The following is a 21,725-nucleotide window of genomic DNA, read 5'->3' as shown; positions in this document are numbered from 1 at the left end:
GGCCAACGGCAACTGGGCGCCCGTGCGAAAATGCGTGCTCTTGAACCGAGGAGTCGCCATGCAGGCCAGGCATTATCTGTTTCCCGTGATCGCCGTACTGATCTGGGCCATCAATACCATCGTCAGCAAGATGGCCGTCGGCGTGATCGATCCGGCCGCCATTTCGTTTTTCCGCTGGCTGCTGGCCGGCGTGCTGCTGGCGCTGGCCTTCGGCCGCCCGGTATGGAAGCAGCGCGCCCTTGTCCAGCCTTACCTGGGAAAATTGTTTGTGCTGGGTATGCTGGGCATGGTGCTGTACCAGTGCCTGGCGTATATCGCCGCGCAGACCACCTCGGCCACGAACATGGGCATCCTGGCGTCGATGATGCCACTGCTGGCGGTGGGCCTGTCGGTCATGCTGTTGAACGAGGCGGCCACCGTGGGTGGCGTGTTTGGCGGCCTGGTGTCGCTGCTGGGCCTGGCGTACCTGCTCAGCCATGGCGATCCGCTGGCGCTGCTGGCGCATGGCGCCGCCGTCGGCGATGGCTTGATGCTGCTCGCCTGCCTGGCGTATGCCGGCTATGGCGTACTGCTCAAGCGCTGGAAAATTCCGCTCAATAACTGGCATTCGCTGCTGGTGCAGGTGTGGTGCGCCGTGCCAGTGCTGTTCATCTATTACCTGAGCCAGTCGGCACCGCCTGTGTCCAAAGCCGGCCTACCGCTGGTGTTGTTTGCCGGCATCCCTGCCTCCATCGTCGCGCCGTTTTTGTGGATGCATGGGCTGGCTAAACTGGGCCCGAGCCGCGCCACCACCCTGATGAATCTGCTGCCAGTGTTTACCGTGATCATCGCCATGCTGTTTCTCGGTGAAACCCTGCACGCCTACGATGTGATCGGCGGCGGCGTCACCTTGCTGGGCGTGCTGATGGTGCAACTGCTCAAGCAACCGTTGCGGGCCAAGGCCAGGCAGGCATGATATTTTGCCATGCTGGTATTTTTGCCAGGAGCGAACCATGAACACCAGGATCAGCGTCGAAACCTTGCTGAGCGAACTCGAAGCGTTCGGCATCGCCAACGATGCGGCGCAGTCGGAACGGGGCAGCCGCATGCTCAATATCACGCGCGATACGGGCGAACTGCTGGCGGTGCTGATACAGGCGCGCGGCGCGCGGCGGCTGCTGGAAATCGGCACCTCGAATGGCTACTCCACCTTGTGGCTGGCGCGCGCGGCGCAAGCCTTGCAAGGCACGGTGGTGACGGTCGAGCAGGCCGGCGACAAATTCGCCATGGCGCAGGCGAACTTTGTGCGGGCGCAATTGGCTGGCGTGATCGAACAGAAACTCGGTGATGCTGGCGACGTGCTGCGCGCAGCGCAAGACGGCGCCTGGGATTTTATTTTCCTCGATTCGGCGCGTAGCCAGTACCAGGCGTGGTGGCCGCAGCTGGACCGGGTGCTGGCGCCGGGCGGCGTGCTGGTAATCGACAACGCCACCTCGCACTACGAGGAGATGGCGGCGTTTCTTGACGGCATACGGCTTGACACGCGTTATACCACTTGCCTGGTGCCGGTCGGCAAGGGCGAATTTATCGCCGTCAAGGCACGCAACTGATCAGACGATGGTTGCTTTCAGCGTGTGCAGCAACTCCAGCGCCGCATGGGCATGCTGCGGCGGCGACACGAGGGCAAGCTGCAGCGCCAGTTCCTCGCCTTCGGCCAGCACGCGATAGGCCACGCCGGCCAGGCGCAGCGCGCGAAACGAGTCGGCCAGCAGCGCCGCACCGGTGCCGGCGGCCACCTGCGCCAGCAGTACATGATGGTCCACGGGTTCGCGCAGAAACACGGGATCGTAGCCGTGGCGCTGGAATACCTGCTGGCAATGATCAAAGAAGGCGCTCTGGCGCGCCCGCTCGAACCAGTAGACGGGGACGTCCTGCAGGTCCGCCAGCCTCACGGTGCGCTTGCGCGCCAGCGCGTGGCCGGATGGCAAGGCCACCATCATGCGCTGGCGCAGCATCGGCCGCACCGCCAGTTCAAAGGTATTGGCGGGCAAGGCCACCAGCGCCGCGTCGAGCTTGCCCTTGCGTACGGCCGTCACCAGTGCCGGCGATGGCCCCGCCTGCAAGTGCAGCCGGGTCGCCGGACGCAGTGTGGCCAGTTGCGCCAGCAGCGGGCGGAACAGGCCCGCTTCGACCGAACTTGTCAATCCCAGGCGCAACCGCGGCGCTGCGCTGCCGCGTAACAGCGAGCGCTCGGCCTTGTCCAGCAAGGCCAGGATCTGCAGCGCCTGCGGCAGCAGGGTCGCGCCGGCATCGGTCAGCGCCACGCCGTGGGTATCGCGCTCGAACAGGCGCACGCCCAATCTGTCTTCCAGCGTCTTGATGGCACGCGACAGCGGCGGCTGCGTCATGTGCAATTGCTGCGCCGCCTGGCGAAAGTTCAGGCAGCGGGCTACCGTACAAAACAGGGTCAAGGCGTGGCTGTCCAGGGTTCTCATACCATAAAGGTATCACGAAATCGGACATTCCCGGCCTGGCCAGGCCGGTGCACACTGCTGCTACCCAACCATCTCTGGAGTATCAACATGCAACAAAGAAAAATCGGTTTGAGTGGCTTGAGCACTGCGGCGCTGGGCCTGGGCTGCATGGGCATGTCCGAATTCTATGGCACCACCGACGACGCGCAGTCGCTGGCCACGCTGGAGGCGGCCTGCGACGCCGGCATGACGTTGTTCGATACGGCCGACACCTATGGCTTTGGCCATAACGAACAATTGCTGAGCCGCTTTTTGCAAGGCCGGCGTTCGCGCGTGCTGGTGGCCACCAAGTGCGGCCTGGCGCGCGAGCCGGGAAGTTATGCGCGCCGCGTCGACAACAGCGCCGCCTATATCCGCCAGGCCTGCGAGGCGTCGTTGAAGCGGCTCGGCGTCGACACCATCGATCTGTATTACCTGCACAGGGTCAACCTCGACACGCCTCTGGAAGAGTCGATGGGCGCGCTGGCGCAGTTGCGCCAGGAAGGCAAGATCGGCGCGATCGGCCTGTGCGAAGTCGGGCCCGGCACGTTGCTGCGCGCCGCCGCGATCGCGCCGGTGGCCGCCGTGCAAAGCGAATACTCGCTGTGGACGCGCGAACCGGAGCAGGGCGTGCTGGCCGCCTGCCGCCAGGTGGGCACGAGCTTTGTTGCCTACAGTCCACTGGGGCGCGGCTTTCTGACGGGTGCCATCGAGGATGTTGCCAAGCTCGATGCCAATGATTTTCGCCGTTTCAATCCGCGCTTTGCGGATGAAAATGTGTCGCGCAACCTGGCCATCGTGGCGCTCGTGCGGCAACTGGCGCAGCAGAAAGGTTGCAGCCCCGCCCAGCTGGCGCTGGCCTGGTTGCTGGCGCAGGGCGACGATATCATTGCGATACCGGGCACCAGGCGTATTGCTTATCTGCGCGACAACCTCGGCGCGCTGGAGCTGCGCTTGAGCACGGACGAGCTGGCCGTCATCGCGCAGGCATTCCCGCCGGGGCTGGCTGCGGGCGCGCGCTATACCGACGAGGGAATGAAGGGCGTGGACGCCTGATGGCTGCTCAGTGTTCGTTAGCGAACGTATACGGATCTTTTGATAAGGAAAAATGCAGGACGATCTGCTAGCATCAATCTGGTCCCCATGTACTACGGGAAACCAGGCAAAGGCGGAAAACCCTTGTTAGATGACGATGCGATTTTTGATATTGAGCTGAAATTATTGTTGGAAGCAATATTGCTGCGGTATCAGCATGACTTCCGCGATTACTCGGTGGCCTCGCTGCGCCGGCGCATGCGCCAGGCGCTCGGGCGTTTCGCTTGTGCGAGCTTGTCGCAGTTGCAGGAGCGCATCTTGCGCGAACCGGCCCTGTTCCTGCAGATGCTGCAGTTCTTTACGGTGCAGGTCAGCGAGATGTTCCGTGACCCGGCATATTTTCGCGCGCTGCGCGAAAAAGTCGTGCCGCTGCTGCACACCTACCCCTCGATCAAGATCTGGGTAGCCGGCTGCAGCAGTGGCGAGGAAGTGTGGTCGCTGGCCATCCTGCTGGAGGAAGAAGGTTTGCTGGAACGCACCATGATTTACGCCACCGATATCAATGTCGAGGCGCTGGCCGCCGCCGAGGCCGGCATTTATGCGGTCGACCGCATCGCCCAGTTCAGCGACAATTACCGGCAGGCGGGCGGCAAGCGTTCCTTGTCCGGCTATTATACGGCCGCTTACAAGGGCGCCATTTTTGAGCGCCGGCTGCGTCGCCATTTCGTGTTTGCCGACCACAGCCTGGCGACCGATACGGTGTTTTCCGAGGTGCACATGGTCTCTTGCCGCAATGTGATGATTTACTTTAACAAGGAGTTGCAGGACCGCGCGCTGGGCCTGTTTCACGAAGCGCTGGTCAACCGGGGCTTCCTGGGCCTGGGCATGAAGGAAAGCCTGCATTTCAGCCGGCACGCGGGCAACTTCCGCGAGTTGTGCCAGGCCGAAAAAATCTTCCAGCGGGCCTGAACCATGCAGCATCGCGCCCCGTTGACCGAGATCGCCGCCCCGCCCGAAGGGCTGCGCCTGATCGCCATCGGCGCCTCGGCCGGCGGCGTCGAAGCGCTGGGCTTGCTGTTATGCGCCTTGCCTGCCAGCTGCCGCGCCAGCGTGGTGGTGGTGCTGCACCTGGCGCCCGGGCGTTCGAGCCGCTTGCCGCTGCTGTACGCAGCGCGCTGCCTGCTGCCGATCCGCGAAGCGCAGGACAAGGAACCGTTGCAGCCGGGCGTGGTGTACTTTGCCGCGCCCGACTACCATTTGCAGATCGAGCCTGACCGCAGCTTTTCGCTGTCGCTCGAAGCGCCCGTGTATTTTTCGCGCCCGTCCATCGATGTGCTGCTGGAAACGGCGGCCTGCGCCTACCGGCGCGAGATGCTGGCCATTATCCTGACGGGCGCTTCGGCCGATGGCGCGCAGGGGCTGGCAAAAGTGCGCCAGCTCGGTGGCGGCGCCTGGGTCCAGGATCCGGCGACGGCGTCGTCGCCCGCCATGCCGGCTGCCGCGCTCAGGCTGGCCGGCGCCGACCGCCTGCTCGATATCGGGCAACTGGCCGCCAGCCTGGCCCTGTTGACAAACTGAGCTGCACGCTTGCGCAGGTCCGGCGGTAAGGATGGCGCAGTACGTGTAAGATGATATGAAAATGCACATTACCGCGCCAGAGTTGAGTTTCCTGTATCGACATTCTTGTTTGTTATTTTTTTATTGAAACGCACGCTGCCGGCTGGCCGTCGCGATGCCTGAAGACTGATCCGTGACCGCACCTATCCATATTCTTGTCGTTGACGACATCGCGCAAAACCTGGTTGCCCTGGAGGCCGTGCTGGCCCGTCCCGGCATTGTTATCCTGAAGGCCAACTCGGGCGCCGAAGCGCTGGAGATGCTGCTGACCCACGAGGTGGCGCTGGCCCTGCTCGACGTGCAGATGCCGCAGATGGATGGCTTCGAGCTGGCCGAACTGATACGCGGCAGCGCGCGCACGCGCGATATCCCCCTGATCTTCCTGACGGCCGCCACGCGCGAGCCGAGCTACAGCTTTCGCGGCTACGAGGCGGGCGCCGTCGATTTCCTGTTCAAGCCGATCGATGTCATGGCCCTGCAAAGCAAGGTGCAGGTGCTGGTACAGCTGTATCAGCAAAAACGCGAACTGTCGTCCCAGCTTGCCGAACTCAAACATGCGCTGCACCTGAATGAACTGTTCACGGCCGTGCTCGGGCACGATTTGCGCACGCCGCTGTCGGTGGTGATGAATGGCGCCATGCTGTTGCCGATGATGAGCGAGCATCCCAGGGTCATCATCACGGCGCAGCGCATCGAGAGCAGCGCCAAGCGCATGGCGCGCATGGTCGACCAGTTGCTGGACCTGGCGCGCATACGCTCGGGCACCATGGAGCTGCGTCTGGGCGTGCACGACTACCAGGCACTGGCGCTGGCCATCGTCGACGAATTCGACATGCCGGGCCAGCCTGCGCGCATCGCGATGAGCCATGTCGGCGAGCTGCATGCCGAGTGCGACGCCGGGCTGTTGTCGCAAGTTATTTCCAACCTGCTGGCCAATGCGCTCACGCATGGCGAGCCTGGTGCGCCGGTGCGGCTGGAGCTCGATGGGCGCGCCGCCGACCATGTCGAACTGCGCGTGCTGAACCGGGGCGAACTCGACCCGTCGTTGCTGCCGGCCCTGTTCGAACCATTCCACCAGGGTGGTGAAAAGCGCAGGACGGGGCAGGGTCTGGGCCTGGGGCTGTACACGGTCAACATGTTTGTCAAGGCGCATGGCGGCACGGTGCAGGTCAGTTCCTCGGCCACCCAGGGCACGATCTTCACCTTGACCCTGCCGCGCCAGTGCGATGGCAAGGTGCGGGCGCTTGCCGACACTGTGGTGGCGGCGCCATGAACGACGCCCTGCATCCTTGCCTGCGGCACGGCGGCGGCGCCATGGGCGAGCGGGTGCGCCACTTCGACTGGTCCGCCACCAGCCTGGGCGCCATGGACGGCTGGCCGGCCAGCTTGCGCACCGGCGTCGACATCGTGCTCAATTCGCCGATGGCGATGGTGCTGATGTGGGGGCCGCGGCATGTGATGATCTACAACGATGAATATGCAAAGATTGCCGCCGGGCGTCATCCGGCCGCGCTGGGCGCCACCGTGTCCGAGGTGTGGCCCGACATATGGGACTGGTATGCGCGCATCCTGGCGGCGGGCCTGTGCGGCGAAGCCCAGGTGCACCGCCAGTGCATCTTGCCGTTGCTGCACCACGGCGTGCCGGTCGAGCATTATTTCGACCTGTTCCACACACCCGTGCACGGCGATGACGGCCAGGTCGGCGGCGTGCTGTGCACGGCGCTGGAACTGACGGCACGCCTGGAGGAAGGACGCCAGCTCAAGCTGGCCACGGCCGAACTGGGCGCCGCGCATGATGCGCTGCAGGCCGAAGCGGAAGCGGCGCGCGACGCCAACCGGCGCGTGGCCGAAGAGCGCGGCCTGTTGCGCGCCCTGTTCGAGCAGGCGCCCAGTTTCATGGCCGTGTTGCGCGGCCCGCAACATATTTTTGAGCTGGCCAACGAACATTACATCAGGCTGGTGGGGCGCAGCGAACTGCTGGGCAAGACAGTCGAAGAGGCCTTGCCGGAAGTGCGCGAGCAGGGCTTTATCGACCTGCTTGACGAGGTCTACCGCAGCGGCGTGCCGTTCGAGGGGCGCCAGTTGAAGGTAGACCTGAACACGGCCGACGGAAAACAGCGGCGGCGCCATCTCGACTTCGTCTACCAGCCGATCAAGGACGACGATGGGATGGTGGTCGGCATCCTGGTCGAAGGCAGCGATGTGACGGAACGCATCGAGGGCGACGAGCGGCTGCGCCTGGCCCAGCAGGCTGGCGGTATCGGCACTTTCGAGTGGTTTCCCGAAACGGGCAAGATGGACGTGTCGCCGACCTTCCGCCGCATCTGGGGCATCGCCGACGATGAGCCGGTGACGCAGCAATTGCTGGTGGGCCTGGTCGACCTGCGCGACCAGGATAAAGTCGGCCCCAGCCGCCTGCAGCAGTCGCAAAATCCGCTCGAATACGTGGAATACCGCGTGCGCCGCCCGCTTGACGGCCAGGTGCGCTGGATCGCGCGCCAGGGTGAAGTGCTCGAAGGCCCGTCGCCTGGGCAACGCCGCTATGTCGGCGTGTCGTTCGATGTGACCGAGCGGCGCCTGATCGAAAATGAGCTGCACGCCAGCCAGGAGCGCATGGCCGCGATCTTCGGCCAGGCTGCGGTCGGCCTGTCGGAACTGGGCCTCGATGGCAGCTTCCAGCGTGTCAACGGCGCCCTGTGCACGATGCTGGGCCGCTCGTCCGAAGAGCTGCTGAGCATGAACATGAACGAGATCATGCACCCGGACGATGTGCCGGGCAACACCCTGCTGTTCCGGCGGCTGGTGGAAACGGGTGAATCGTTCAGCCTGGAAAAACGCTATCTGAAACCGGACGGCATGCAGGTCTGGGTGTCGAGCAATGTCAGTCGCCTGGTCGATGAGAACGGTCAAACCCGCTCCCTGATCGCCGTCAAGACCGATATCACCGAGCGGCGGCGGATGGAAAAAGCGCTGCACGAATTGAACGAAACGCTCGAGCACCGGGTCGAACAGGAAGTGAGCGAGCGCACCAAGGCCGAAGACGCCCTGCGCCAGGCGCAAAAAATGGAAGCGGTCGGGCAGTTGACGGGCGGTATCGCGCACGACTTCAACAATGTGCTGCAAATTATCTCCGGCAATCTGCACCTGTTGCACCATTTGTCCGGCAACGATGGCGTGATGCGCCAGCGGCTCGATACGGCGATTGCCGCCGTCGAGCGCGGCGCCAAGCTGTCGTCGCACTTGCTGGCCTTTGCCCGCCGCCAGCCCCTGCAGCCGGTGGTGGCCGATCTGTCGCGCGTGGTGCGCAATATGGACGCGCTGTTGCGGCGCGCGCTGGGCGAAGCGATCGATATCGTGCTGGTGGGCGGCGCCGGCCTGTGGAATACCCTGGTCGACCGTGGCCAGATCGAAAACGTGATCCTGAACCTTGCCATCAATGCGCGTGACGCCATGGACGGCGTGGGCAAGCTGACCATCGAATTGGGCAATGTGATACTCGACGAGCAGTACGTGCACAAGCTCGACGTGCCGGCCGGCCAGTACGTGATGCTGTCGGTGACCGATACCGGCAAGGGCATGAGCGGCCCGGTGCTGCAGCGCGCGTTCGAGCCGTTCTTTACCACCAAGCCCGAAGGGGCGGGCACGGGACTGGGCTTGTCGATGGCCTATGGTTTTGTCACGCAAAGCCGTGGCCATATCCGCATCTACAGCGAGCCGGGTCATGGTACGGGCGTCAAGATTTACCTGCCGCGCACCCTGATGGCGGAAGCGGCGGACGACGTGGAGTTGAGCGGCGTGGTCACGGGTGGCACGGAAACCGTGCTGGTGGTGGAAGACGATGTGGGCGTGCGCGCCACCGTGGTCGACATGCTGGGCAACCTGGGCTACAAGGTGCTCAAGGCCGAGGATGGAGAAAGCGCGCTGGCCGTGCTGCAAAGCGGCGCGCAGATCGATTTGCTGTTTACCGACGTAATCATGCCCGGCCCCGTGCGCAGCACCGACATGGTGCGCATGGCGCGCGACATGCAGCCCGATATCGCCGTGCTGTTTACGTCCGGCTATGCGCAGGACGTGATCGTGCACGAAGGCCGGCTCGATCCGGGCGTGGAGTTGCTGAGCAAGCCGTACCGGCGCGAAGAACTGGCGCGCAAGCTGCGCCATGTGCTGGCCAACCGCCAGCAGCAAATGCGGGCGCGCCAGCTCGACTGGTACGCCACGCCGGCGGCCACCAACGCGCAAACCGGCACGCCGGGACTCGATCTGGCGGGCCACGCGCCGGTGCCGCAGGCAGACGTGCCAGGCTCGCTGAAAATCCTGGTGGTGGAAGACAATCTCGATTCCCAGCTGATGGTGTGCGAACTGGTGGGCATGCTGGGCCATACGGTCAGCGGCGTGTCGGACGGCGAATCGGCATGGGAATTGCTCAAAGAACAAGACTTCGACATCCTGTTTACCGACGTCAGCTTGCCTGGCATGTCGGGCATCGCCCTGGCGCGCATGGTGCTGCGCGACAAACCTGGCATGCGCATCATCTTTTCCACCGGTTACGGCAAGGAATCGATGGACGAGCTGGGCTTTTCAGCCAGCGTGCTGCGCAAGCCCTACGACCTGCTGGAATTGCAGGCCGCGCTGGAACAAGCCTGAGCCGGGCGTTGCGTGCCCGGCTTCTCACCCCCTTTATCTTGAAAGACAAGCATGACTCCTGAATTGACCCTGCTGGGCTGGACCCTGGTGCTGGCGCTGGTGCAGATCCTGCTGCCCTCGTCGTTTCGCAACCGCGAAACGGGCACCCAATACAATATGAGCGCGCGCGACGAGGCCGGTCCGCCGGTGGGCAAGGTCACCGCCCGCCTGAAGCGGGCCCAGGCCAATCTGTTCGAAACCTTGCCGCTGTTCGCCGTCGCCGTGCTGATCGCTCATGTGGCAGGGATACATAACAAGCTCACCTTGTACGGCGCGGCGCTGTACCTGGGCGCGCGCGTGCTGTACTTGCCCCTGTATGCGTTCGGCATTCCCGTCGTGCGCACGCTCGTGTGGTGCGTCTCGGTACTCGGTTTGCTGATGCTGTTCTGGGCCATCCTGTTGGCTTCCTGAAGTTCTGCAAAGGCGGTGGTAGCCGTGCTATGGCAGCCGGGTGCGCGTGCCGCGCTTTCATATCGGCACCGTGCTGTCGATGGCGGGCGAGCAGGTCACCATCGAGTTTCCTGAAAATACCACCAGGACATTCATGGCCGAGTTCGTCGCACCCATATAGTGTGCGTTGTCGGACAGAGGGTGATGCGTCGTTTCGCTAAAATGCTCTCATTGCAGAATTTCTCGACTTGGGACTGGCATGAGCGACATGGTGGTAGTGCGCAAGGAAGGCCTGTATTGTGTGCCGGGCCAGTTTTATATCGACCCGTGGCGCCCGGTCGAGCGCGCCATCATCACGCATGCGCACGCCGACCATGCGCGCGCGGGCCATGGCCATTACCTGAGCGCGGCGTCTGGCGTGAAAGTGTTGCAGTCGCGCCTCGGTTGCGTCTCCATCCTTGGCCTGCAATATGGCGAACGCATCACCCGCAACGGCGTGACCGTCTCGCTGCATCCGGCCGGCCATGTGCTCGGGTCCAGCCAGGTACGCATGGAGCACGGCGGCGAAGTGTGGGTGGCCTCGGGCGACTACAAGCTCGAAAGCGACCCGACCTGTTTGCCGTTCGAACCGGTGCGCTGCCATACCTTCATTACCGAATCCACGTTTGGCTTGCCGATCTACCGCTGGCAACCGTCGCAGGAAATCTACGACGAAATCAATCAATGGTGGCGCAAGAACGCGGCCGAGGGGCGCACCAGCGTGCTGTTCTGCTATGCCTTCGGCAAGGCCCAGCGCATCCTGGCCGGGCTCGACCCCGCGATCGGTCCCATCGTCTGCCATGGCGCGGCGCAGGCACTGACCGAGGTCTACCGCGCCTGCGGCGTGGTGCTGCCGCCCACCATGATGGCGGGCGAGGTGCCGGACAAGGCGGCCTTGACGACGGCGATGGTCATCGCGCCGCCGTCGGCCGAGGGCTCGGCCTGGATGAAGCGCTTCGGCGACTACAGCGATGCGTTTGCCAGCGGCTGGATGCTGCTGCGCGGGGCGCGCCGCCGGCGCGGCGTTGATCGCGGCTTTGTCCTGTCCGACCACGCCGACTGGCCCGGGCTGATGCGCGCCATCAAGGCCACGCAAGCCGAGCGCGTGATCGTCACGCATGGCTCGGTTCCCGTCATGGTGCGCTGGCTGCAGCAGAACGGCTGGCAGGCGGGCGGCTTCGAGACCGAATATGGCGATGACGAAGCGGCCGATGCGCTGGTGGATGCGGCTGGAGCGCCCCATGCGTGAGTTTGCCCGTCTGTACGCCGAGCTCGACGAAACCACCTCCACCAGCCGCAAGCTCGCCGCCCTGCAGGCGTATTTTTCCAGCGCCGCGCCCGAAAATGCGGCCTGGGCCGTGTATTTTCTGGCCGGCGGCAAGCCGCGCCAGGCCGTGCCGATCAAATTGCTGCGCGAATACGCCACCGAAGCGGCCGTGCTCGATACCTGGCTGTTCGACGAGGCTTATCACGCGGTGGGCGATCTGGCCGAAACCATTGCCCTGATCCTGCCCGCGCCTGCTCACGTCAGCGATATCGGCCTGGCCGCATGGGTCGAGCAGCGCATCGCGCCCTTGCGCGGCGCGGCGCCCGAGACCATCCGCAGCGCCTTGCTAGGGTTTTGGGATGAACTGGAAACACGCGAACGCTTTCTGTTGACCAAGCTGATCGGCGGCGGCTTCCGGGTTGGTGTCTCGAAACTGCTGGTCACGCGCGCGCTGAGCGCCATCGCGGCGGTCGACAGCAAGCTGATCGCGCAGCGCCTGATGGGCTGGACCGATGGCAAGGTCAGCCCCACCGGCGCCGGTTTCTTGAAACTGATCAGCGAGGAGTCCGACGGCGAACATGCGTTGCGCGGCGGCCAGTCCTATCCGTTCTTCCTGGCTCACCCGCTGCAGGCAGCGCCGGAGACCCTGGGCGAGGTAAGCGACTGGCTTGTCGAATGGAAATACGATGGCATGCGGGCCCAGCTGCTGCGCCGCGACGGCGCCAGCTGGCTGTGGTCGCGCGGCGAGGAACTGATCACCGAACGCTTTCCCGAACTGGCGCGCCTGGCCTTGCCGGAAGGCTGCGTGATCGATGGCGAAATTGTGATCTGGCGGCCGGGCGACATGCCAGCGCCATTTGCCGACCTGCAAAAGCGCATGGGCCGCAAGACGGTATCAAGCAAGCTGCTGGCCGAATTGCCGGCGGCATTGGTCGCCTACGATGTGCTGGAACTCGACGGCGTCGATATCCGCCACCTGCCGCAGCACGAGCGGCGGGCACTGCTGGAAACGTTGATAGAAAAGATAGCCGACCCGGTGCTGCGCCTGTCGCCGCGCATCGCGGCCGGCAGCTGGGAAGACCTGGCGGCGATGCGCGAGGAGTCGCGCGCGCGCGGCGTGGAAGGCATGATGCTCAAGGCGGTATCGGCTGCCTATGGCGTGGGCCGCACCAAGGATGTGGGCACCTGGTGGAAATGGAAGATCGATCCTTTTTCCGTCGACGCCGTGCTGATCTACGCCCAGGCCGGCCATGGCCGGCGCGCTTCGCTGTACACCGACTATACCTTTGCCGTATGGGATGACGACGAGAACGGCCAGCGCAAACTGGTGCCGTTTGCCAAGGCCTATTCGGGCTTGAGCGACGTTGAAATCGGCAAGGTCGATGCCGTGATCCGCAAGACGACCATCGAAAAATTCGGCCCCGTGCGCAGCGTCAAGCCGACGCTGGTGTTCGAGATCGGCTTCGAGGGCATCGCCGCCTCAAACCGCCACAAGGCCGGCATCGCCGTGCGCTTTCCGCGCATCTTGCGTCAGCGCGACGACAAGGCGATAGTCGACGCCGATACGCTCGACACGCTGAAAGCCCTGTTGACGGGTACTCAATGAAAGTAATACCGTGAGCAAAAGCGCGCTGGCGCAGCGCATCGATGACTGGTTCGCGGCAAAAGGCTGGACCGTGTTTCCGTTCCAGCGCGCCGTCTGGCGCGCGGCGGCCAGTGGCCAGTCCGGCATGCTGCACGCCAGCACCGGTTCCGGCAAGACCTATGCCGTCTGGTTCGGCGCCTTGTTGCGCGCTGATCGATTGGTGCGCAACAGCCGCAAGCAGGGCTTGCGCGTGGTGTGGATCACACCGATGCGCGCCCTGGCGGCCGATACCGTGCGCGCGCTGCAGGCATCAGGCGAAGCGCTGGCCCCTGGCTGGCGCATCGAGGCGCGCACCGGCGACACCAGCGCGGCACAGCGCGCGCGCCAGTCGGCAGCCTGGCCAGATGTGCTGGTAACGACTCCCGAAAGCCTGTCGTTAATGCTCAGCCAGGCCGCTGCCCATGAACGCTTCAATCTGCTTGAAACGGTGATTGTCGACGAGTGGCACGAACTGCTGGGCAGCAAGCGCGGCGTGCAGGTGCAGCTGGCGCTGGCGCGCTTGCGGCGCTGGAATCCGGCATTGATTACCTGGGGCGTATCGGCTACCTTGGGCAACTTGCGGCAGGCGCAGGAGGTACTGCTCGGTGAACACAACGCCGGCGTGCTGGTCGAAGGCAAGGTGCGCAAGCGCATCGTGGTCGACAGTCTGATACCTTTGAGCCCGATGCGCTTTCCCTGGGGCGGCCATCTGGGCATCCAGATGCTGCAGCCCTTGATTGCGCAGATCGAGGCCAGCGCCAGCACTCTGGTGTTTACCAATACGCGCTCGCAGGCTGAAATCTGGTACCAGCACCTGATCGATGCGCGGCCGGACTGGGCCGGGCTGATTGCCCTGCACCATGGTTCCCTGGCGCGCGAGGTGCGCGAGTGGGTCGAGCGGAGCCTGAAATCAGGGACATTAAAGGCCGTGGTGTGCACCTCCAGCCTGGACCTTGGCGTGGATTTTTTGCCGGTCGAGCGGGTATTGCAGATCGGCAGCGCGAAGGGCATTGCGCGACTGGTGCAGCGTGCCGGGCGCAGCGGCCACGCGCCGGGGCGCGTCTCGCGCGTGACCCTGGTGCCGACCAACAGCCTGGAATTGCTGGAAGCGGCCGGCGCGCGCCAGGCGCTGGCGCAAGGCCAGCTCGAAGCGCGCCAGGTGCCCGACAAACCGCTCGATGTGCTGGTGCAGCATCTGGTGACGATCGCGCTCGGCGGCGGCTTCCGGTCGCCAGAGCTGTACCAGGAAGTGCGCACGGCCTGGTCGTACCGGCAATTGACGCTTGACGAATGGCAATGGGCGCTGGACTTTGTCGCACGCGGCGGGCAGAGCCTCACCGTGTATCCCGAATACCGGCGCGTGCTGCCGGACGAAGAGGAGGTGTATCGCGTGCCGGACGCGGCGCTGGCGCGGCGCCACCGCATGAGCATCGGCACGATTGTGTCCGAGTCGGCTATCCAGGTGAAATACATGAGCGGCGGCAAGATCGGCAGCATCGAGGAATCGTTTATTTCGCGCCTGAAGCAAGGCGACCATTTCCTGTTTGGCGGACGCATCCTTGAATTCGTGCGCGTGCACGAGATGACGGCCTATGTGCGGCGCGCCACCGGCAGCCGTGGCGCCGTGCCGCGCTGGCAGGGCGGCAAGATGCCGCTGTCGTCGGAACTGGCGCACGCCGTGCTCGACCAGTTGCAGCAGGCGCAGGAGGGCACGGCGACGGGACCGGAAATGCGCGCGCTGGCGCCCTTGCTGGCGATCCAGCAGAAATGGTCCAGCCTGCCAACGCGCGCCAGCCTGCTGGTCGAAACCTTGTCCAGCCGCGAAGGCCGGCATCTGTTTTTGTATCCGTTCGCCGGCCGCTCGGTGCACCTGGGCCTGGCATCCCTGCTGGCGTACCGGATTGCGCGCGTGCAGCCGGCCACCCTGTCGATCGCCGTCAACGATTACGGTTTTGAATTGCTGGGCGCCGACGACCTCGATTTTGCGCCGCTGTTTGCCTTTGGCACGGGCAACGCCGTTGCCCTGTTCAGCCTGGATAATCTGCTGGAAGACGTGCTGGCCAGCCTGAATGCGACCGAACTGTCGCAGCGGCGCTTTCGTGAAATCGCCCGCATTGCCGGCCTGGTATTCCAGGGCTATCCGGGCCAGCCGAAAAGCACGCGCCAGTTGCAGGCTTCGTCGTCGCTGTTCTTTGAAGTGTTTCGCAAGCATGACGCGGGCAATCTGCTGCTCACGCAGGCGCAGCGCGAAGTGCTGGAGCAGGAACTGGAACTGACGCGCTTGCGCGCCACCTTGCGCGAGCTGCATCAGCGCCAGTTGAGCGTGCACCCCTTGCAGCGCGCCTCGCCGTTTGCCTTCGGCCTGATGGTCGAGCGTTTCCGCGAAAAACTGACCACCGAAAAACTGTCGGACCGGGTGGCGCGCCTGGTGCGCGAACTGGAAAAAGCGGCAGCATGACGCATAGCATCGTTGCACTGGCCGGCGAAACGCTGTGGCTACTGGCCAGCAAGGCCATTTACTGGCCGGCGCGCAAGACCCTGATCGTGGCCGACATCCATTTCGGCAAGGCCACCGCGTTTCGCTCGCTCGGTGTGCCGGTGCCGCACGGCACGACGACTGAAAACTTGCAGGCATTGCAGCAATTGATCGAGGCTTATCCTTGCGAGGAAATCGTGTTTCTCGGCGATTTTTTGCACGCCAGGGCGGCCCATGCGCCCGCCACCCTGGCGGCCATGCAGCGCTGGCGCGCGCGCCATCCGGCTTTGCGCCTGTGCCTGGTGCGCGGCAACCACGACCTGCATGCGGGTGATCCGCCAGCCAGCCTGGGCATCGCCATGCTTGACGAACCGCATCGGATGGGGCCGTTTGCGCTATGCCATCACCCCGATCTGGAAACGGAAGGCTATGTGCTCGCCGGCCATGTGCACCCCGTGTTTCACTTGCGCGCCGCGCGCGAGACCTTGCGCCTGCCCTGCTTTTTGCTGGGGCCGCAGCGCGCCATCCTGCCGGCGTTTGGCGCGTTTACGGGCGGTCACGCGCTCAAGCCCTTGCCTGACGAACAGGTCTATGTAACAGCGGACTCGGCTGTTTTTCGCGTGCCGGGGCAGGGCCCAGATACCGCTCAGTGTCTGATACCATCGATCAAAAACCAATCGTAACTGCGCCACCGCAGTACGGAATGTTCCTACGTATTGGCTTGCCATACTCCTATTTTGAGTTGCCCGATCTCGCACTAAGATGACTGCTCCCATGCATAAGCGTGGTTTCACAACCGACGTTACTAACGATCAAGGAGATGAATCATGGCTACATCGAGTGACAACAAACCGGGTCAGCAAGGCGGCAAAGCCAGCGGCAGCAGCAGCAGCGGTAGCAGTAGTGGCGGCAACAAGCAAAGCGATACCAGCAAACGCGGGTTTGCCTCCATGGATCCGGAACAGCAGCGTGAAATCGCCAGCGAAGGCGGGCGCGCCGCGCATGAAAAAGGCACGGCGCACGAATTCACGTCGGAAGAAGCACGCCGCGCCGGCAGCCAGAGCCATAAAAACGATGGCAACCGGCAAAGCGCCAGTACTGCGCAAAATCCGGGCGGGCGCGACGACGCCAGCATGAAGCAGGACAATCCGAACAAGCAAAGCGGAAGTTCTGGCTCATCGGGCAGCGGCGGCAGCCGTGGCAGCTGACGCCGTGACGGCAGTTTGAGACCACAGGCGGCTTGCGGGCCGCCTGGTGTTTAATTGTGTAGGATAATTCCTGCACTTTGATCTGATGACTTCCTATGCCTGTCTTCGCCGCCGTGGACTATGCTGGAAAGGTTGCAATCATGCAGCACATCAATGACGGAGGTCGACATGGCACAGAACACTACACCGGAGCCGGCGGACAAGGCAGGCAATCGGCAAACTGCCGGAACGGACAGTGGCAACCGGCAAAGCCACGCCCAGGAAGGAGAACATTTCGTGCTGGTCGACAGTGAACAGGGACTCGATATCGGTGATGACCTGTTTTCCATCGGCGAGGTGCGGCGCGCTGACCGGCTGCCACGCCAGTACCAGGGCGGCAACGCCGGCCAGAGCCGGCAAAGCGCCGACGATGCACCCGATACCACGGGCAGCACTGGCGTGTGAATCCTCAGTTGATGCTCCAGGCCGCTTGCGCCAGCCGCAGTATGTGCTCGCGCACGTCGGCTGGCCACGTTGTTATTTGCTCCATGAAAGCCTCGCGCTGGCCTGCAAAGAGCGCGCGGCTCGCTTCCTCGAACCCCGTTTCATCGCCAGCGAGCGCACTCATCACACGGTAGGCCGTTTCACGTGCCTGCCGCTGTTCGTCGACCGCCTTGTTGTCGCGCTGCGCATGCTCCACCAGTTTGCGCAAGGCCACCGAAGCGCCACCAGGCTGCGTTGCCAGCCATTCCCAATGGCGCGGCAGCAAGGTGATTTCGCGCGCCACCACGCCCAGTCTGGGCCGGCCCGCCGTGCGTGGCGCGGCCGCTGCGATGGTCTCTGCCACTGGTTCGCGCTGCTGCGGCAAGCGCAGCAAGACCTCGGCCAGGCTGCCGTGCAGGTTCAGGTCGATCTGCTGGCCATTGTCATCATTGAAAATCAGGATTTGCGCGTCGGGTTCCAGGGTCACGAGTTCCTTGAGCGTCTGTGCCACGGCGTGCAGGCTGCCGGCGGCAACCTTGCGCTTGCCGGCAAAGGCGGTGAGGGGGGATGGGTGCATGCTGCCTCCTTGTAGTGTCAGGGTAGCAGCTTATTTTACCCGGGTTAAATTAAAAGTCAATAAAATCCGGGTAAAATTTTACAGATCGATGCGGCCGTGTTCGCCCAGGTCTTTCGGCGTGTCACCCGTGATGGCGGCCTTGGCCATTTCAAAGAACTGGCGCATCTTGCTCGCTTCGCTGTCCCAGTATTCGGCCGACTGGATGGTGACCTTGATCAGCGACAGGTGCGGATCGTCGAGCCCGCCAGGGAACCAGGCCTTGACGATGGGGTTCCACAGTTCTTCCGCCTTGGCGCGGTCCTTCAGCAATTCGGCGCGGCCGCAGACCGAGACATACAGGCTGTCGCTCGGCTCGGCAAAGCTGACGTTCACCTGGGGATTGTTCAGCAGGTCGCGCGTATAGGCAGCCTCGTCCGTAACGAAAAACCAGATCTGGCCTTCACTGTCGACTTGCTGCCGGGTCAGCGGGCGGCTGGTCAGCGTGCGCATGTCGTCGCTGGTGGTAAACATGCCGAATTTGACGCTGTTGATCTTCTCGCCAATGGTGGCGATCTGTTCGCTGGTGTAGGAAGTCATGCTGTGCTCCGTGTGTGGTTGTCCTGAACAACAGCATAGGCCGCACGCCACGCTTGCTCTGTTCGACAGCGTACTTTGCAGCCAGGTTGCCGCCGTCGCTCCATGTTTCAACATTGTTACAAAACGTTGTTGTCCTTGTGCCTATAGTATATTGACTTAATAAATGATAATCATTATCATTAATCAGATAATGTCTGTGGTCTGCCCCTAATGAAGGATGTGAATGAAGCAAGCTGACGTGTCGCGCAGCAACGCCAGCCGCGCTGTGTGGTTAAAGCAACTACATCAATGGCACTGGATCAGCTCGGCCTTGTGCCTGCTGGGCATGTTCCTGTTCGCCATCACCGGCCTGACCCTCAACCACGCCAGCCAGATCGAAGCCAAACCCGTCATTTCGCGCCAGAAAGCACAACTGCCGGCGCCGCTGGTCACGGAACTGGCCGCCTATGCCGCCAAGCATGACGGCGCCAATGCGCCCCTGCCGCAAGCGGCCGAGCGCTGGCTGAAACAGCAGTGGTCGGTGTATGCGGACGGTCGCCCGGCGGAATGGAGTCACGAGGAAGTCTACTTGCCGATGCCCAGGGCCGGCGGCGACGCCTGGGTGCGCATCGGCCTCGAAGACGGCGCCGCCGAATACGAATTGACCGACCGTGGCTGGATCTCCTGGCTCAACGATGTGCACAAGGGCCGCAACACGGGCGTGGCCTGGTTCTGGTTCATCGATATTTTTGCCGGGCTGTGCATCGTGTTTTGCCTGACCGGGCTGTTGATACTGAAATTTCATGCGGCCAACCGGCCGTTCACCTGGCCGATGGTCGGTCTCGGTATCCTGATTCCTTGCGCGATCGCGCTGCTGTTTATCCACTGATGTATTTTTTACTTTGACAGGCACACCATGAAATTACGCTACTCCCTTGCGCTCGGTCTTCCCCTGATCGGCACCTCGGCGATGGCGGCCGACCTGGCCCTCAAGCTTGAAATCCCGCAACTGAATGTGGCGGAATACCATCGTCCTTACGTGGCCGCCTGGCTGGAATCGGCTGACCAGAAAGTGGTGAGCAACCTGGCCGTGCTGTACGACGTGAAGAAGAAGGACAAGGCGGGCGAGAAGTGGCTCAAGGACATGCGTTCGTGGTGGCGCAAGAGCGGCCGCGACCTGGCCATGCCGGTCGATGGCGTGAGCGGCGCCACGCGTGCTCCAGGCGAACACAACCTGACTTTCCCAGGCTCGAAAGCCGTGCTCGACAAGCTGCCGGCCGGTGAATACCAGTTGGTGGTGGAAGCGGCGCGCGAAGCCGGCGGCCGCGAACTGGTGCGCGTGCCCTTCCAGTGGCCGCCGAAGTCGGCCCTGTCCGTTCCTGCCAAAGGCAAGGAAGAACTCGGCAACGTCGTCGTCCAACTCAAACCTTAAGGCGCTCCCATCATGTTGAAGCAATTGAACAAACCGCTGATCGCCCTGGCCCTGGCCGGCCTGGCCCTGAACGCCCACGCCCACCGTGGCTGGATGGTGCCGTCGAGCACGATGGTGGAAAGCAAGGACGCCTGGGTGACGGTGGACGCCGCCATCTCCGAAGGCCTGTTCGAGATCGACCACCAGCCGCTGCGTCTCGACGCCCTGGTCGTCAGCGGTCCTGGCGGCGCGATCGTGGCGCCGGCGAACGCCATCATGGGCCGCCTGCGCAGCGTGTTCGACGTCAAGATGGAAAAACCGGGCACATACAAGGCGGCCATCGTGTCGCAAAACGTGATGGCCAGCTACAAGGTCAACGGCGAGCAGAAGCGTTTCCGTGGCAACGAGGAAAGCTTCAAGAAAGACCTGCCGGCCGACGCGCAGGACGTCAAGGTCACGCGCACCGCTAGCCGCCTGGAAACGTTTTTCAGCAATGGCGAAACCAGCATGGACGTGTTCAAGCCGACCGGCGTGGGCCTGGAACTGGTGCCCGTGACGCATCCGAACGACCTGCGCACCGGCGAAAAAGCCACCTGGCGCTTCCTGATCGACGGTAAACCCGCTGCCAACCAGGCTTTCAGTCTGGTACCGGGTGGCGTGCGCTACCGTGGCGTGCTCGGCGAAATCCGCCAGAGCACCGACGCCAGGGGCGAAATCACGTTCACGCTGCCGGCCGCCGGCATGTACTACGTCAACAGCAGCTGGCCAGCGGCCACGCCACCGGTGGCCGGCCAGCCGCCAGCCATGCCCGAGCGCCGCATGACCTATGCGGCCACCGTGGAAGTGTTGCCGCAGTAAATGGTGCGCCGGGTACTGCTGCCGCTGCACCTCGATGATCGCACGCCGCCGCCAGGCGCCGCGATCCGGGATCTGCATGGCTTGACCATGGGCACCAGCTGGTCGGTGCGCCTGGTTGACAGCGCCATGCCGGGCCGCGCCGGCAGCGCCGACTTGCGGCAAGGCTTACAACAGCAGCTGGACCTGGTGGTGGCGCAGATGAGCCACTGGCAGGCGGACTCCGACCTGGGCCGTTTCAACCGCGCCGCGCCTGGCAGCTGGCAGCAACTGCCGGCCGCCTTTGGCGAGGTGCTCGATTTTGCGCTGCAGGTGTCGCAGGCCAGCGCCGGCGCGTACGACCCGTGCGCCGGCGCCCTGGTCAATGCCTGGGGGTTTGGTGCCGGGAATCGCCATGACCAGCCCGGCTTTCGGGCGCCCGATGCGGCAAGCGTGCGGCAATTATTGTCGCAAGATCGCCGCATCGAGTTCGATGTGGCCACGCGCCGCGTGCGCCAGAGCGGCAGCGTGCAGCTCGATCTGTCCTCCGTTGCCAAGGGCTATGCGGTGGACCGGCTGGCGCGCTACCTCGACAGCCAGGGCGTCGAACATTATCTGGTGGAAGTCGGCGGCGAACTGCGCGGCGCCGGCTGCAAGAGCGACGGCCAGCCGTGGTGGGTGATGCTCGAGCAGGTCGATGACGCCGACGCCGCCTTGCATCCGGCACAAATGATGCTGGCGCTGCATGGCCTGTCGGTCGCCACCTCGGGCGACTACCGCCGCTTCTTCCACGATGGCAGCGTGCGTTACGCCCATACCATCGATCCGCGCAGCGGCATGCCGATCAACAACCAGCTCGCCTCCGTCACGGTGGTGCATGCGCAGTGCATGGCGGCCGACGCCTGGTCCACCGCCCTGACCGTGCTCGGTAGCGAGGCCGGCATGGTGCTGGCCGAACAACAGGGCCTGGCGGCGCGCTTCGTGCGGCGCGACGGCCAGGCTTATCAAGAATACCTGAGCAGCGCCTTGCTGGCGTTGCTCGTCGATTGACGACT

General features: G+C 63.8%; 21 protein-coding genes. 18 read left to right on the top strand and 3 right to left on the bottom strand.

Features of this window, described 5'->3' with window-relative positions:
* The first annotated feature begins 58 nt into the window (after positions 1-58).
* Positions 59-955: a DMT family transporter gene (locus CD932_RS03530; RefSeq protein ID WP_094441423.1), complete on the top strand. Its 897-nt coding sequence runs from the start codon at positions 59-61 to the stop codon at positions 953-955.
* Positions 956-992: 37 nt separating this feature from the next.
* Entirely contained in the window at positions 993-1,589 is a 597-nt protein-coding gene (locus CD932_RS03525) for an O-methyltransferase (protein WP_217907228.1), read from the top strand.
* On the opposite strand, the gene CD932_RS03520 is transcribed toward CD932_RS03525, so the two are convergent.
* Entirely contained in the window at positions 1,590-2,474 is an 885-nt protein-coding gene (locus CD932_RS03520) for a LysR family transcriptional regulator (RefSeq protein WP_254926443.1), read from the bottom strand.
* An 87-nt stretch (positions 2,475-2,561) separates the two neighbouring features.
* Between CD932_RS03520 and CD932_RS03515 the strand changes: the two genes are divergently transcribed.
* The 12 genes from CD932_RS03515 (at position 2,562) to CD932_RS03460 (ending at position 17,275) form a co-directional block, all read left to right on the top strand.
* Entirely contained in the window at positions 2,562-3,548 is a 987-nt protein-coding gene (locus CD932_RS03515) for an aldo/keto reductase (RefSeq protein ID WP_094441421.1), read from the top strand.
* A 123-nt stretch (positions 3,549-3,671) separates the two neighbouring features.
* Positions 3,672-4,496, top strand: coding sequence for a protein-glutamate O-methyltransferase CheR (locus CD932_RS03510; protein WP_254926442.1), 825 nt, complete (start codon positions 3,672-3,674; stop codon positions 4,494-4,496).
* 3 nt (positions 4,497-4,499) lie between these two features.
* Positions 4,500-5,105: a chemotaxis protein CheB gene (locus CD932_RS03505; RefSeq protein ID WP_094441419.1), complete on the top strand. Its 606-nt coding sequence runs from the start codon at positions 4,500-4,502 to the stop codon at positions 5,103-5,105.
* A 172-nt stretch (positions 5,106-5,277) separates the two neighbouring features.
* A complete protein-coding gene (locus tag CD932_RS03500; RefSeq protein ID WP_094441418.1) occupies positions 5,278-6,417 on the top strand; it encodes a hybrid sensor histidine kinase/response regulator in 1,140 nt (379 codons plus the stop codon).
* Complete coding sequence (locus CD932_RS03495; protein ID WP_094441417.1) at positions 6,414-9,788, top strand: PAS domain S-box protein; 3,375 nt, start codon at positions 6,414-6,416, stop codon at positions 9,786-9,788. Before CD932_RS03500 ends, CD932_RS03495 begins: the two co-directional genes overlap by 4 nt.
* A gap of 51 nt (positions 9,789-9,839) precedes the next feature.
* Positions 9,840-10,238 carry an MAPEG family protein gene (locus tag CD932_RS03490; protein WP_094441416.1) on the top strand — a complete coding sequence of 133 codons (399 nt, stop codon included), beginning with the start codon at positions 9,840-9,842 and terminating at the stop codon, positions 10,236-10,238.
* Positions 10,239-10,476: 238 nt separating this feature from the next.
* Positions 10,477-11,505: a ligase-associated DNA damage response exonuclease gene (locus tag CD932_RS03485; protein ID WP_094441415.1), complete on the top strand. Its 1,029-nt coding sequence runs from the start codon at positions 10,477-10,479 to the stop codon at positions 11,503-11,505.
* Entirely contained in the window at positions 11,498-13,129 is a 1,632-nt protein-coding gene (locus tag CD932_RS03480; protein ID WP_094443429.1) for an ATP-dependent DNA ligase, read from the top strand. The genes CD932_RS03485 and CD932_RS03480 overlap by 8 nt, the downstream gene beginning before the upstream one ends.
* 10 nt (positions 13,130-13,139) lie before the next feature.
* Positions 13,140-15,605, top strand: a complete 2,466-nt coding sequence (locus CD932_RS03475) for a ligase-associated DNA damage response DEXH box helicase (RefSeq protein ID WP_094441414.1) — start codon at positions 13,140-13,142, stop codon at positions 15,603-15,605.
* The gene (gene pdeM / locus CD932_RS03470) at positions 15,602-16,306 is read left to right on the top strand and encodes a ligase-associated DNA damage response endonuclease PdeM (RefSeq protein ID WP_094441413.1); all 705 of its coding nucleotides are present in this window, start codon (positions 15,602-15,604) and stop codon (positions 16,304-16,306) included. Before CD932_RS03475 ends, pdeM begins: the two co-directional genes overlap by 4 nt.
* Before the next feature lie 144 nt (positions 16,307-16,450).
* Complete coding sequence (locus tag CD932_RS03465) at positions 16,451-16,831, top strand: KGG domain-containing protein (protein ID WP_094441412.1); 381 nt, start codon at positions 16,451-16,453, stop codon at positions 16,829-16,831.
* 168 nt (positions 16,832-16,999) lie between these two features.
* The gene (locus CD932_RS03460) at positions 17,000-17,275 is read left to right on the top strand and encodes a hypothetical protein (RefSeq protein ID WP_141213159.1); all 276 of its coding nucleotides are present in this window, start codon (positions 17,000-17,002) and stop codon (positions 17,273-17,275) included.
* Positions 17,276-17,279: 4 nt separating this feature from the next.
* Here the strand turns inward: CD932_RS03460 and CD932_RS03455 are convergent, their stop codons facing one another.
* Positions 17,280-17,870 (bottom strand): DUF2239 family protein, encoded by a 591-nt coding sequence (locus CD932_RS03455; protein ID WP_094441410.1) that lies wholly within the window; start codon positions 17,868-17,870, stop codon positions 17,280-17,282.
* Positions 17,871-17,948: 78 nt separating this feature from the next.
* Positions 17,949-18,446: a pyridoxamine 5'-phosphate oxidase family protein gene (locus CD932_RS03450; protein WP_094441409.1), complete on the bottom strand. Its 498-nt coding sequence runs from the start codon at positions 18,444-18,446 to the stop codon at positions 17,949-17,951.
* Positions 18,447-18,669: 223 nt separating this feature from the next.
* Between CD932_RS03450 and CD932_RS03445 the strand changes: the two genes are divergently transcribed.
* From CD932_RS03445 to CD932_RS03430, 4 genes are read left to right on the top strand one after another with little or no spacing between them, the layout of a single operon-like run.
* Positions 18,670-19,314, top strand: coding sequence for a PepSY-associated TM helix domain-containing protein (locus CD932_RS03445; protein ID WP_094441408.1), 645 nt, complete (start codon positions 18,670-18,672; stop codon positions 19,312-19,314).
* Between the two features lie 27 nt (positions 19,315-19,341).
* Positions 19,342-19,857 (top strand): DUF2271 domain-containing protein, encoded by a 516-nt coding sequence (locus tag CD932_RS03440; protein ID WP_094441407.1) that lies wholly within the window; start codon positions 19,342-19,344, stop codon positions 19,855-19,857.
* A gap of 12 nt (positions 19,858-19,869) precedes the next feature.
* A complete protein-coding gene (locus CD932_RS03435) occupies positions 19,870-20,694 on the top strand; it encodes a DUF4198 domain-containing protein (protein WP_094441406.1) in 825 nt (274 codons plus the stop codon).
* A 3-nt stretch (positions 20,695-20,697) separates the two neighbouring features.
* Positions 20,698-21,720 (top strand): FAD:protein FMN transferase, encoded by a 1,023-nt coding sequence (locus CD932_RS03430; protein ID WP_094443428.1) that lies wholly within the window; start codon positions 20,698-20,700, stop codon positions 21,718-21,720.
* Positions 21,721-21,725: the final 5 nt, after the last annotated feature.

The organism is Janthinobacterium sp. PC23-8, from assembly GCF_002250505.1.
Taxonomy (GTDB): domain Bacteria; phylum Pseudomonadota; class Gammaproteobacteria; order Burkholderiales; family Burkholderiaceae_D; genus Janthinobacterium.
Note: the sequence above shows the minus strand (reverse complement) of the source record. Positions and strands in the feature narration are given on the sequence as shown.

Coding starts and splice junctions, on each gene's coding strand:
- CD932_RS03445 (WP_094441408.1), top strand. CDS start 18,670: ATGAAGCAAGCTGACGTGTCGCGCAGCAACGCCAGCCGCGCTGTGTGG.
- CD932_RS03465 (WP_094441412.1), top strand. CDS start 16,451: ATGGCTACATCGAGTGACAACAAACCGGGTCAGCAAGGCGGCAAAGCC.
- pdeM (WP_094441413.1), top strand. CDS start 15,602: ATGACGCATAGCATCGTTGCACTGGCCGGCGAAACGCTGTGGCTACTG.
- CD932_RS03485 (WP_094441415.1), top strand. CDS start 10,477: ATGAGCGACATGGTGGTAGTGCGCAAGGAAGGCCTGTATTGTGTGCCG.
- CD932_RS03525 (WP_217907228.1), top strand. CDS start 993: ATGAACACCAGGATCAGCGTCGAAACCTTGCTGAGCGAACTCGAAGCG.
- CD932_RS03515 (WP_094441421.1), top strand. CDS start 2,562: ATGCAACAAAGAAAAATCGGTTTGAGTGGCTTGAGCACTGCGGCGCTG.
- CD932_RS03460 (WP_141213159.1), top strand. CDS start 17,000: ATGGCACAGAACACTACACCGGAGCCGGCGGACAAGGCAGGCAATCGG.
- CD932_RS03495 (WP_094441417.1), top strand. CDS start 6,414: ATGAACGACGCCCTGCATCCTTGCCTGCGGCACGGCGGCGGCGCCATG.
- CD932_RS03520 (WP_254926443.1), bottom strand. CDS start 2,474: ATGAGAACCCTGGACAGCCACGCCTTGACCCTGTTTTGTACGGTAGCC.
- CD932_RS03455 (WP_094441410.1), bottom strand. CDS start 17,870: ATGCACCCATCCCCCCTCACCGCCTTTGCCGGCAAGCGCAAGGTTGCC.
- CD932_RS03435 (WP_094441406.1), top strand. CDS start 19,870: ATGTTGAAGCAATTGAACAAACCGCTGATCGCCCTGGCCCTGGCCGGC.
- CD932_RS03505 (WP_094441419.1), top strand. CDS start 4,500: ATGCAGCATCGCGCCCCGTTGACCGAGATCGCCGCCCCGCCCGAAGGG.
- CD932_RS03450 (WP_094441409.1), bottom strand. CDS start 18,446: ATGACTTCCTACACCAGCGAACAGATCGCCACCATTGGCGAGAAGATC.
- CD932_RS03530 (WP_094441423.1), top strand. CDS start 59: ATGCAGGCCAGGCATTATCTGTTTCCCGTGATCGCCGTACTGATCTGG.
- CD932_RS03480 (WP_094443429.1), top strand. CDS start 11,498: ATGCGTGAGTTTGCCCGTCTGTACGCCGAGCTCGACGAAACCACCTCC.
- CD932_RS03490 (WP_094441416.1), top strand. CDS start 9,840: ATGACTCCTGAATTGACCCTGCTGGGCTGGACCCTGGTGCTGGCGCTG.
- CD932_RS03440 (WP_094441407.1), top strand. CDS start 19,342: ATGAAATTACGCTACTCCCTTGCGCTCGGTCTTCCCCTGATCGGCACC.